Source organism: Streptomyces tibetensis (assembly GCF_007655005.1).
GTDB classification, from domain to species: domain Bacteria; phylum Actinomycetota; class Actinomycetes; order Streptomycetales; family Streptomycetaceae; genus Streptomyces; species Streptomyces tibetensis.
In genome coordinates, this window is the sequence record NZ_SZVW01000008.1 from 1 (window position 1) to 11627 (window position 11627).

Consider the following 11627-nt stretch of genomic DNA (forward strand, 5'->3'; position numbering starts at 1 on the left):
TTCGCCGCCGGCTGTCCGCCGTCCGCCGTCCGCCGCCGGCTGTCCGCCGTCCGCCGTCCGCCGCCGGCTGTCCGCCGCCGGCCGTCCGCCGTCCGCCGCCCGAGCCGGTCGCCGAGCAGCCCCGCCGGCACGATCGTCGTCGCGGAACCCAGACGGCCCACCGACCCCGCCACCGGCGCCCGTCGGCCGCGCCGCGCTTCCCCTCCGTTGCTGAGTGGGCGTCACCTCCCTTTGCTTTGCGAGCTGTTGACCCGAAGACGGCTGGTGACGGGACAAGTGCGTCGCCCGGCCGCACCCGGTGTCACCCGTCACGGCAAGAGGTGCCCCGACCACCCTCCACTCAGGCAGTCGGGCGGCTACGCTCGATGTCTGTACGTCGTTCGGGCGACTTGGGGAGGTAGCGGGATGACGCAGGTACGGCCCACGGCCGCCGCCTCGGCTTCCCTGTGGGAGCGCGACGAGGAGGTCGCCGCCGTCGAGCGGGCGGTCGACAGCCTGTGCGCGGACCGTTCCTCGTCCGGCGGACTGCTGGTCTTCCGCGGCGAGGCCGGACTCGGCAAGACCGCGCTGCTGGCCGAAACCCGCCGCATCGCCGAGGCCCGCGGCTGCACGGTCTGGTCCGCGCGCGGCGGCGAGACCCTCAGGTCGGTCCCCTTCAACGTGGTACGGCAGTTGCTGCAGCCGGCGCTGGTGTCGATGCTGCCGGAGGAGGCACGCGAGTACCTCGGCGACTGGTACGACATCGCCGGCCCCGCCCTCGGCATAGCGGAGCCCGGCGACCGGCAGGCCGACCCGCAGGGCGTGTGCGACGGCCTGGTCGCGGCCGTACGCCGGCTCGCCCGCCGCGACTGGCCGCTGGTGCTGCTGATCGACGACGCCCACTGGGCGGACCAGGAGACCCTGCACTGGCTCGCGGGACTCGCCGAGCGCCTCGACGAGGTGTCCGTCCTGGTCGTCGTCACGCGCCGCCCCGAAGAGGTGTCCGGCGCGAGCGCCCGCCACCTGGACACCGTCGCCGCCGCCGCGCACGGCCCCGCCACGACCCTGAGCGCCCTCACCCCGGCCGCCACTGCCGGACTCACCCGCGCCACCCTCGGTGAACACGCCGACGCCGCGTTCTGCCGAGAGGTCTGGGCCGTCACCGCGGGCAACCCCTACGACGCCGTCGAACTCCTCGCCCGAGTGCAGGACAGCGAGCTCGAACCGGTCGAGGCCCGGGCCGGTGAACTGCGCGACCTGAACCGCTCGGCCCGCGGTGGCGGCCTCGTCGCCCGCCTGGAGGAACTGGGCATCGACGCCACCAGGTTCGCCTGGGCCGCCGCCATCCTCGGCACCGGCATCTCCATCGACCTGGTCGCCAAGCTCGCCACCCTGCGAGCGGACGACGCCCGCCGCTGCGCCGAACTGCTGCGCACCGCCCGTATCCTCACCGCGCCCGACCCCGCGACCGGCCGCAGCGCCGACGGCGACCTCGAATTCGTCCACCCGCTGATCGCCACCGCCGTCTACAACTCCATCCCCGACGCCCTGCGCACCGCCATGCACGGCATCGCCGCCCGGATCGTCTCCGACGAGGGACACGGCGCCGCGGCGGCCGCCCGCCACCTCCTGGAGGTGCACCCGGACGACGACGAGGAACTCGTCGGGCAACTGCGCGAGGCCGCCCGTGAGCACCTCGCCGTCGGCGCCCCCGACGCGGCCCGCCGCTGTCTGGAACGAGCCCTGAAGGAACCGCCCCGGGCCGAGTCGCACCCGCAGGTGCTGTACGAACTGGCCGAGGCCACCTTCCTCACCGCGCCCGCCCGCACCATCGGCCATCTGCGGGCCGCGCTCGGCATGCCCGGCCTCCACGGCGGCCAGCGGGTCGACGCCGTCTTCCGGCTCTCCCAGGCGCTGCTCCACAACGACCAGCTGGAGGAAGCCGTCCGCACGGTCGAGGCGGAGGCCGCCCGGCTCCAGCCGGGCCCCGACCGGATGCGGCTGCAGGCCGCGCAGTTCATGTGGGAGGGGCTGCACGCCGGCGAGGCCGCCTCACCCGGCCGCTCCCAGCGGCTCGCCGACCTCGCCCGCCCCTGTACCGGCCGGGACAACTCCGAGCGCGCCCTGCTCATCCTGCGCGGCTTCGACGCCCTGATGCACGGCGAGAACGCCGAGGAGGTCGCCGAGCTGTGCGACCGCGCCCTCGTCAACGGCCGCCTCGCCCCCGGATTCGGCTGGACCGACACCGAGTGGGGCATCGAACTGCTGCTGATGCTGGCCAACGCGTACGGCTTCACCGACCGCCTGGACCGCGCCGAGACCCTCTACAACGAAGCGCTGCGCGCCTACGAGACGGCCGGCTGGAGCGGCGGGCACCTCGCCCTGGCCCACGCCTACGTCGGGATCGGCCACCGCAGGCGAGGCCGGCTGAAGGAGGCCGAGGCGTCCCTGCGCGAGGCACTGCGCCTGGCCGAGCGCGTCGGCCGCGGCCTGCCCCTGTACTGGTCCGCGACCTGCAGCCTGGTCGACACCCTGCTCGCCCGCGGCCAGGTCGAGCAGGCCTGGGAGGTCGCCGAACGGCACGGCTTCGCCCCGCCCTACCCGTCCACCATCGTCCTGCCCGATCCCCGCTCGGTGCGCGGCCGGCTGCTGCTGGCCGTCGGCCGCACCAAGGACGGCATCAACGAACTGGAGGCCGCGGAGAAGGCGGCTGCGGCCCGCGGGCACCACAACCCGGTGCTCGTCCCCTGGGCGGCCGACCTCGCCCGCGCCCTGCGCACCGAGGACCCGGCCCGGGCCGCGCGGCTCGCCGTCGACGTCCGGCGCCAGGCCGAGCGCTTCGGCACGGACACGGCGATAGGGGAAGCCCTGCGCTGCGCCGCCGACCTGGAGACGGGCCAGCGGGCGGTCCGGCTCTACGGCCAGGCCGTCACGTACCTGGAGGCGTCGCCCTGCCAGTACGAACACGCGGCGGCCCGCATCGAGTTCGGCATCGCCGCCCGCTCGGCGGCCGACCTGCACCGCGGCCTGGACCTGGCGGTCTCGTGCGGGGCCGACGGACTGGCGGAGCGGGCACGTGCCGCGCTCAGGGCCGGTGTCGGCCCGGCGTAGTTCACACACCCAGCAACGGGCCGGTCCGTGCACCTGCCGCCCCGGCAGGCGTGCGAGGCAGGCGTGCGCGAGACCCGGCCGGGCTCATGACCGGCCGGGTCGCCCGTCGGCCTTCACGAGGTGCCGTCTTCCCGCCCTCACGAGGTGCCGTCCTCTTCCGCCAGTACCCGCTGGGCCGTCGCGAAGGCCGAGTTCGCCGCCGGCACCCCGCAGTACACGGCCGTCTGGAGCAGCACCGCGCCGATCTCCTCCGGGGTGAGGCCGTTGCGGCGGGCCGCGCGGACGTGCATGGCCAGCTCGTCGTAGTGGCCGTGTGCGACCAGCGCGGTGAGGGTGATCATGCTGCGCTCACGGCGGGACAGCGTGGGGTCGGTCCAGATCTCGCCCCAGGCGTAGCGCGAGATGAAGTCCTGGAACCGGGCCGTGAACGGGGTCTGGCGGGTCTGGGCCCGGTCGACGTGCTGGTCGCCGAGCACCTCGCGCCGTACCGCCATGCCCAGGTGGGCGCCCTGGCCGAAGTGAGCGCGCAGGGCGGTCAGCACCGCCTTAGGGCACTGCGCGGGCGCCAGGTGCGAGGCGCCCGGCAGTTCCACGAGCGTCGCGCCCGGCACGGCGTCTGCGATCTCCCGCAGATGCGCGGGCGGTGTCGCGGGATCCTCGCGGCCGGCGACCAGCAGGGTCGGCACGGCGATCTCCGGCAGCCGGTCGCGCAGGTCGAACGCGGCGAGCGCGTCACAGCAGGCGGCGTACGCCTCCGGGTCGGCGCGCCGGTGGTCCCGGACCAGGCGCGGCACGGTGAAGTCTCCGGCGAACCAGCGTGCGCCGGCGTTGTCCGCCAGCCCGGCCAGCCCCTCCCGCCGTACCAGCGCGGCCCGCTCCTCCCACGGCTTGGACCCGTTGAAGTGGGCCGACGAGCAGATCGCGGCGAGCGAGGTCAGGCGCTCCGGATGGTGCACCGCGAGATGCAGCCCCACGGCCCCGCCCAGCGACACACCCGCGTACGCGAACCGCTCGATGCCGAGCGAGTCGGCGAGCGCCAGCACCCGCCCGGCGAGGTCACCGACGCTCGCGCCCGCCCGGATGAGACCGGCCGCCGAACCGCCGTGCCCGGGCAGGTCCCAGCGCACCACCCGATGGGTGATCGACAGCTCGGGCGCCACGTCGTCCCACAGGGCGTACGAGGTGCCGAGCGAGGGGCCGAGCAGCAGCGGGGGAGCGGAGGCGGGTCCTTCCGCATGGTGGTTCAGAAGTGTCAACGTCGCTCCAGAGCACGGTCGGTGAGGACTCCGGCGGAGCCCGTGTAATGGGCCGGATCGAGATCCACGTCGGCCAACTCGGGTGCCCCCGCGAGCGGTTGCCCTGAGGAGGCCAGCCGGGTGAGGAGCTCCTTGGCGCGGGCGCGGCCCAGCACCGGGGCCAGTTCGGCGGACAGCCGCTCCGAGACGATCAACCCGTGGGTCAGATCCAGGTGTTCGCGCATGGTCTCGGGCCTGACCCGCAGCTCCTCGGCCAGTTCGGCGGCGTCCCGGGCGGCACCGCCGACCAGCCGCAGCAGATCCCGCAGCGGTTCCCACTCGGCGTGCCAGGCCCCGGCCGGGCGTTCGTCCTCCGCGGCCATCGCCCCGTACAGGGTCGCCGCGAGCTGGGGTGCCCGTCGCGCGGCGGAGGCGATCAGGGTGGACCGTACGGGGTTGGACTTGTGCGGCATGGCGGACGAACCCCCGCCGCTGCCCTCCGCAACCTCGGCGATCTCGGTGCGCGACAGGGTGAGGACGTCCACGGCGAGCTTGCCGAGGGCGCCCGCCGTGAACGCGAGGCATCCGGCGAGGTCGCCGACCGGTGTGCGCAGGGTGTGCCAGGGCAGGCCGGGTGCCCGCAGGCCGAGTTCCCGGGCGTACGCCTCCGGCAGCCCGGCCGGATCGCTCGCTCCGTACGCCCCGAAGGCCGCCAATGTTCCTGCCGCGCCGCCGAGTTGGGCGGGCAGCGACTCCCGGACGGCCCGCAGCCGGTCCCGAGCGTCCAGGACCAGTGACCGCCACCCGGCGGCCTTCAGCCCGAAGGTGGTCGGTACCGCGTGCTGGGTGAGGGTCCGCCCCGGCATCGCGGTGTCGCGGTGCTCGGCGGCCAGCCGGGACAGCGCCCGTTCGGTTCGGCCGAGGTCGGCGAGGACCACGTCGAGGGTCCGCGCGGCGACCAGCATCGTCGCCGTGTCCATGATGTCCTGGCTGGTCGCGCCCCGGTGGACGTAGGGCCCGTACGCCTCGCCCACGGCCTCGGTGAGATCCGCGACCAGGGGGATGACGGGGTTGCCGCCCGTTCGGGCCCGCTCGGCGAGGGACGTTACGTCGAAGGCACCCGCCCCGGCCGCCTCCGTGACCGCCGTCGCCGCCTCGACGGGGGCGAGCCCCATGGCGGCCTGGGCACGGGTCAGCGCGGCCTCCGCGTCGAGCAGGGCCCGCAGATACGCCTCGTCGCCGGTGGCGGAGGAGGCCGCCGAATCGGCCCACCCGGGGGCGAGCAGGCCGGTGTCACCGGGGTGCGCTGTCACGTGAACTCCAGAAAGACCGTCTCGCCTTCGCCCTGAAGGCGGATGTCGAAACGGTACGTGCCGTTGCCCTCCTCCGCGGCGATCAGCGTGTCGCGGCGAGCGTCCTCCAGCCCGGACAGCAGTGGGTCGGCCGCGAGTACCGCCGCGTCGCCCGGCAGGTAGATCCGGGTGTACAGGTGCACGAGCAGCCCGCGCGCGAACACGCACACGCTGAGGTACGGGGCGCTGCGCCCCCGCGCGCCGGGCCGCAGCGTGCGCGCGTACCAGTGGCCGTCGGCGTCGGTCTGGATGCGTCCCCAGCCTGTGAACTCCACGCCGTTGCGCCCGAGGAAGCCTCCGGAGGCCGGGTCGCGCCGCATGGAGCCGTCGGCGGTCGGCAGGTTGCCGTCGGGGTCCGGTCCCCACAGCTCGATCAGGGCGTCCGGCAGCGGGTTGCCCTCGCCGTCGGTGACGTGGCCGTGCACGGTGACGGTGTCGGGATGCCCGAGGGGCGCGATGTCCTCGCCGCCGCGGAACGGCAGGGCGTGGCCGTAGAACGGTCCGACGGTGTGCGACGGGGTGGGCAGCACACTGTCGGGCCGGCTGGTGTCGATCTTCGTCATGGCCCTTCAGCGCCCTTCTTCGATCCAGGTGGCCTGCGGGCCGTCCAGCACGATGTCCCAGTGGTAGCCCATGGAGAACTCCGGCACCGACAGGCTGTGGTCGTACGTCGCGACCAGCCGCTGCCGGGCGGCGTCGTCCGTCACGGACTGGATGATCGGGTCGTAGGGGAACAGGGGGTCGCTCGGGAAGTACATCTGGGTCACGAGCCGCTGGGTGAACGCCGTGCCGAAGAGCGAGAAGTGGATGTGCGCGGGCCGCCAGGCGTTGACGTGCTGGCGCCAGGGGTAGGGGCCCGGCTGGACGGTGGTGAAGCGGTAGTGGCCGTCGTCGTCGGTGAGGGTGCGGCCCACACCGGTGAAGTTGGGGTCGAGCGGGGCGTCGTGCTGCTCGCGCTGGTGGGCGTAGCGGCCCGCGGAGTTGGCCTGCCAGATCTCCACGAGCTGACCGCGCACCGGGCGGCCCTCGCGGTCCAGCAGCCGTCCGGAGACGGTGATGCGCTCACCGATCGGCTCGCCGTCGTGCTGCCGGGTGAGGTCGTTGTCGATGTCGGTGATGTCCCGCTCCCCGAAGGCGGGGGAGAACAGCTCCACCAGCTCGGGGTCCTTGCCGACGTCGATGGTGACCGGCGGCTGCTTGGGGTGGCGGAGCACCGAGGACCGGTACGGCGCGTAGTCGCGACGCGGCTGGTGCTCGACGGGTCCCCCGTCGGCGAGCCGCTTCTCGTACGCGGCACGCTCGGCCGCGATCTCCTGATCGATGTCGTGTTGCGTGAGAGTCATGGGGGTCCCTGAAAGGTTCTTCCGGTTGTCGTCGACGGGGGAGGGGGCGCGCCCCGAAGGGGCGCGGGGAACTGCGCGACCGGCCACGCACGGCCCGCAGCCGCGCGCATCGCTCAGCGTTCCAGAACGAGGGCGAGCCCTTGCCCCACCCCGATGCACAACGTGGCCACACCCACACCGCTGCCACGCCGCGCGAGCTGATGAGCCACCGTCCCGGCGAGCCGCGCTCCCGACGCACCGAGCGGATGCCCCAGCGCGATCGCGCCGCCCTGCGGATTGAGGATCCCGGGATCGAACTCGGGCCACTCGGCCACACACCCCAGCACCTGCGCGGCGAACGCCTCGTTCAGCTCCAGCACGGACAGGTCGTCGAACCCCCTGCCCGACTTGGCCAGCGCACGGTTCACCGCCTCCACGGGCGCCAGCCCGAAGTACTGCGGGTCGGTCGCGGAGACACCCGTCGCGCGGACGCGGGCCAGCGGTTCGCGGCCCGTCGCCCTCAGCCCCTCCTCGTCGACGAGCAGCAACGCCGCCGCACCGTCGTTCAGCGGGGACGCGTTGCCCGCCGTCACCGTGCCGCCCTCCCGGCGGAACGACGGCTTCAGCTTGGACATCGCCGCCAGGGAGGCATCCGCGCGGACACCTTCGTCGGCGGCGAAGACCACCGGCTCACCCTTGCGCTGCGGGATCGTCACGGGCGCCAGTTCATCGTCGAACAGGCCCTCGGCCTGCGCCCGCGCCGCCTTCTCATGGCTGCGCAGCGCGAACTCGTCCTGCTGTTCCCGGCCGATCTCGTGCTTGTCCGCGATGAGTTCGGCCGACTCGCCCAGCGGGATCGTCCACTGCGGCTCCATCCGCGGGTTGACCATCCGCCAGCCGAGCGTCGTCGAGTACAGCTCGGTGTGCCCGGCCGGGAAGGGCTTGTCGTTCTTCGGCAGCACGTACGGCGCCCGGGTCATGGACTCGACGCCCCCGGCCAGCGCGATGGACGCGTCGCCCAGCGCGATGGCCCGGGCCGCCTGGATCACGGCCTCCAGGCCGGACGCGCACAGCCGGTTGACCGTCACGCCCGGAACGGACGTGGGCAGACCCGCGAGCAGCGCGGCCATCCGGCCCACGTTGCGGTTCTCCTCGCCGGCCCCGTTGGCGTTGCCGAAGTACACGTCCTCGACCCGGGCCGGATCCAGCTGCGGTGTGCGGTCGAGGAGTTCGCGGACGGCATGCGCGGCCAGGTCGTCCGGGCGCACGCTTTTGAGGGCCCCGTCGTAGCGGCCGATCGGCGTGCGGACCGCGTCGACGATGTAGACGTCCTTCATTTCAGGCCCTCCGGCACGGTCAGTTCGGCGTCCGTCCTGGCGGCGATCTCGTCGGCGGTCACGCCCGGCGCGGTCTCCACCAGCACGAGCCCGTCGTCGGTGACGTCCAGAACGCCGAGGTCGGTGATGATCCGGTTCACGCACCCCTTGCCGGTCAGCGGCAGAGAACACTCGGTGAGGATCTTCGGCGAGCCGTCCTTGGCGGTGTGGGTCATGACGACGACGACCGTACGGGCGCCGTGCACCAGGTCCATCGCCCCGCCGATGCCGGTGACCAGTTTGCCGGGGACGGCCCAGTTGGCCAGGTCGCCCCGCTCGGACACCTGCATGGCGCCGAGCACGGCCACGTCGATGTGTCCGCCCCGGATCATCGAGAAGGACAGCGCCGAGTCGAAGAAGGAGGCGCCCGGCAGGACCGTCACCGTCTCCTTCCCGGCGTTGATCAGGTCCGGGTCGACGGCGTCCTCGGTGGGGTAGGGGCCGGTGCCCAGGATGCCGTTCTCCGCCTCGAGCACCACTTCGACGCCCGGGGGGAGGTGGTTGGGGATGAGTGTGGGCAGGCCGATGCCGAGATTGACGTACTGGCCGTCCCGCAGCTCCCGCGCCGCCCGCGCCGCCATCTCCTCACGCGTCCAGGCCATCAGGACCTCACCGTCCGCTGCTCGATCTTCTTGTCCGCCGCCTGCTCCGGGGTGAGCGCGAGCACCCGCTGCACGAAGATGCCCGGCAGGTGCACCGCGTCCGGGTCGATCTCGCCGGGCTCCACCAGCTCCTCCACCTCGGCGATCGTGACCTTCCCGGCCATCGCGGCCAGGGGGTTGAAGTTCCGGGAGGACTTGTTGAAGACGAGGTTGCCGTGCCGGTCGCCGCGCGCGGCCCGCACCAGCGCGAAGTCGGTGCGGATGCCCCGCTCCAGCACGTACTCGGTGCCGTCGAAGTCCCGGACCTCCTTCGGCGGCGAGGCGAGTGCCACCCCGCCCTGACCGTCGTAGCGCCAGGGCAGTCCGCCGTCGGCGACCTGCGTGCCCACACCGGCCGGGGTGTAGAAGGCGGGGATCCCGGCTCCGCCGGCCCGCAGCCGCTCGGCCAGCGAGCCCTGCGGAATCAGCTCGACCTCCAGCTCCCCGGCCAGGTACTGCCGGGCGAACTCCTTGTTGGCGCCGATGTAGGAACCCGTGACCCGGGCGATCCGGCCGGCGGCCAGCAGCACCGCCAGGCCCGACTCCATCGCGCCGCAGTTGTTGGAGACCACCGACAGCCCGGCCACGCCGCGCTCGTACAGCGCCTCGATCAGCACGTTCGGCACACCGCTCAGCCCGAAACCGCCCACCGCGAGCGACGCACCGTCCGGCACGTCGGCCACCGCCTCCAGGGCTGTGGCGACCACCTTGTCCATCCGAGAAGCCCCATCTCTTCCAAGCGACCCGATCACAGCGACCCGATCAAATTAATCAGGGCACTGAGTATTTCTGCGAGCTGCCCTTCACGCTGCCACCGAGCCGGAAGGACGTCAAGACCTCGGTGAATACGCCGGGAACCTTGGCAGGACCGGCAGACAGTGGGAGTCGCTTTGAGTATTGTTCAGTGCACCGACGAACGAGCGAGGGGTGCACATGGCGGCCGCGGACCTCACCACCCACCCCGGGCACCTGGCCCGGCGGCTTCAGCAGGCGCACTATCTGCTGTGGAACGCGATGGTCTCCGAGGAGATCACCTCGCCCCAGTACGCGGTCCTCAACACCCTCGTCGCCGAGCCCGGCCTGGACCAGCGCACGGTGGGGGAGCGGGTGGGGCTCGACCGGTCCACCATCGCCGAGGTGATCAGCCGGCTCAGCCGGCGTGGGCTGCTCGACAAGGTGCGTGACCCCCAGGACGGCCGCCGCTCCCTGCTGCGTCCGACGGACGAGGGGGTGCGCACGCATCGCAAGCTGACCGTGCGCACCGCCCGGATGAACCAGGTGTTCCTCGCCCCGCTGACCGCCGACGAGCGGACGGTGTTCTTCGACCTCATCCGGCGGGTGGCGGACGCGGCCGAGGGGCTCCGCAACCCCTCGGAGCCCCTGGCGGCGCCCCGCTGAGGGAGGCCGCCGGGGCGGTACGGGGCCAAGGGCCGGTCAGGGCGCCTTGGCGAACACCACCCACACCGGGCCCTTGGCGAAGTTCACCGGCATCCCGTCACCCGAGGTGAACGCGGTGCCGTCCGTGGCCTTCTCCCGCTTCCAGTTCACGTCCCAGGCGCGTCCGTCGCGCAGCACCTGCGCCGTGCCCGAACCGACCGTCTCGGTGTACGGCGTGTTGTTGCCGAGGAAGTCCCGGAAGGCGGACTCGCGCACCTTCACGTACTGCACGACGACCGTCGGGGCCGTCATCCGCTCGCCGTCGGCCGTCGTCGCGGGTGCGCCGTCCATGCCGACCAGCCAGCGGTCGCGGGAGTCCGACCAGGTGAAGGTGAAACGGGCGCCCGGGTACCGCACGGTCCGGGAGTTCGTCGCCGTGCCGCCCGCGGGCGCCGCTCCGTAGTGGAAACCGGTGGTCAGGGCCGCCTCGCCCGGGGTCTTCGGCGCGATCCGCTCGGGCCTCAGGTAGAGGTTGTGCGGGGCATTGCCGGAGCCGCGGAAATAGGCGTCGGCCGCGTTGCCCGGTGTCTCCGCCCGCAGCGGCGCCTTGTCGATCAGCGGCAGCAGCTTCTTCTGCGCACCGGAGAAGGCGAGCGTGGGCCGGTCGAACTGGCGCAGCAGCTCCAGATCCGACTCGCGCGCGCTGCGCACCGGCCCCACCGTCTCCGGCAGCCGGGTCGCGTACACCGCCATCAGCCGGCTCAGCCCGCCCTCGACCTGCTCCGCGTAGACCACGTCGGCCGCGTCGACGCCCGTGTGCGGACGGGCCACGGCCGCGTTGTCGATCTTGACGACGAGTGCGGAGGGGCCGGTCGCCGACGGGGACGCGTCCTGTTTCGACTCCTTCGGGGAACCCCGTCCGTCGTCGCCCGGTCCGTCGGCGGCGGTGCAGCCCGCCGCCACGGCGGCCGTGACCGCGGCGGCCAGCAGCGCCGCCGTCGTGGCGCGCCGTCCGCGCGCCCCTCGTCTCCGTCTCACTGTCGCCACCGCGCCCCATGTCCTCGACGTGTCTTGATTGTGCGCTTATCTGAACATCGATGGCCATAGTCGATCGTTGCGGCCGGGGAGGTGTCTGCGCCGCGTCCGTCGATCGGCTCAAGATTCAGCGCGGGGCGTCCGGGTACCCGGACGGCGCCGTACGACCGACGCGCACGCTGACGGAGGGAGCGCGAGG

At 73.3% G+C, this 11627-nt stretch carries 10 protein-coding genes; 2 read left to right on the top strand and 8 right to left on the bottom strand.

The features are described from left to right. Window positions 1–405 precede the first annotated feature (405 nt). Window positions 406–3090 (top strand): ATP-binding protein, encoded by a 2685-nt coding sequence (locus tag FDO69_RS14995; protein ID WP_104780316.1) that lies wholly within the window; start codon window positions 406–408, stop codon window positions 3088–3090. 137 nt (window positions 3091–3227) lie between these two features. On the opposite strand, the gene pcaDC is transcribed toward FDO69_RS14995, so the two are convergent. The 7 genes from pcaDC to FDO69_RS15030 form a co-directional block, all read right to left on the bottom strand. Continuing rightward, window positions 3228–4346 (bottom strand): bifunctional 3-oxoadipate enol-lactonase/4-carboxymuconolactone decarboxylase PcaDC, encoded by a 1119-nt coding sequence (gene pcaDC, locus FDO69_RS15000; RefSeq protein ID WP_104780317.1) that lies wholly within the window; start codon window positions 4344–4346, stop codon window positions 3228–3230. Beyond that, complete coding sequence (gene pcaB, locus FDO69_RS15005; protein ID WP_104780318.1) at window positions 4343–5638, bottom strand: 3-carboxy-cis,cis-muconate cycloisomerase; 1296 nt, start codon at window positions 5636–5638, stop codon at window positions 4343–4345. Before pcaB ends, pcaDC begins: the two co-directional genes overlap by 4 nt. Then, complete coding sequence (gene pcaG, locus FDO69_RS15010) at window positions 5635–6240, bottom strand: protocatechuate 3,4-dioxygenase subunit alpha (protein WP_104780319.1); 606 nt, start codon at window positions 6238–6240, stop codon at window positions 5635–5637. The genes pcaB and pcaG overlap by 4 nt, the downstream gene beginning before the upstream one ends. A gap of 6 nt (window positions 6241–6246) precedes the next feature. Beyond that, window positions 6247–7020 (bottom strand): protocatechuate 3,4-dioxygenase subunit beta, encoded by a 774-nt coding sequence (gene pcaH, locus FDO69_RS15015; RefSeq protein WP_104780320.1) that lies wholly within the window; start codon window positions 7018–7020, stop codon window positions 6247–6249. Between the two features lie 113 nt (window positions 7021–7133). After that, window positions 7134–8336, bottom strand: a complete 1203-nt coding sequence (locus FDO69_RS15020; protein WP_104780321.1) for a thiolase family protein — start codon at window positions 8334–8336, stop codon at window positions 7134–7136. Then, window positions 8333–8977 (bottom strand): CoA transferase subunit B, encoded by a 645-nt coding sequence (locus tag FDO69_RS15025; protein WP_104780322.1) that lies wholly within the window; start codon window positions 8975–8977, stop codon window positions 8333–8335. Before FDO69_RS15025 ends, FDO69_RS15020 begins: the two co-directional genes overlap by 4 nt. Then, window positions 8977–9732, bottom strand: coding sequence for a CoA transferase subunit A (locus FDO69_RS15030; RefSeq protein ID WP_104780323.1), 756 nt, complete (start codon window positions 9730–9732; stop codon window positions 8977–8979). Before FDO69_RS15030 ends, FDO69_RS15025 begins: the two co-directional genes overlap by 1 nt. Before the next feature lie 217 nt (window positions 9733–9949). Here FDO69_RS15030 and FDO69_RS15035 point away from each other — a divergent pair, with 217 nt between their 5' ends. Continuing rightward, window positions 9950–10414, top strand: coding sequence for a MarR family winged helix-turn-helix transcriptional regulator (locus FDO69_RS15035; RefSeq protein WP_104780324.1), 465 nt, complete (start codon window positions 9950–9952; stop codon window positions 10412–10414). A gap of 36 nt (window positions 10415–10450) precedes the next feature. Here the strand turns inward: FDO69_RS15035 and FDO69_RS15040 are convergent, their stop codons facing one another. Then, on the bottom strand, window positions 10451–11440 hold the full coding sequence (locus tag FDO69_RS15040; protein ID WP_234387942.1) for a DUF3048 domain-containing protein: 990 nt from the start codon (window positions 11438–11440) through the stop codon (window positions 10451–10453). Window positions 11441–11627 lie beyond the last annotated feature (187 nt).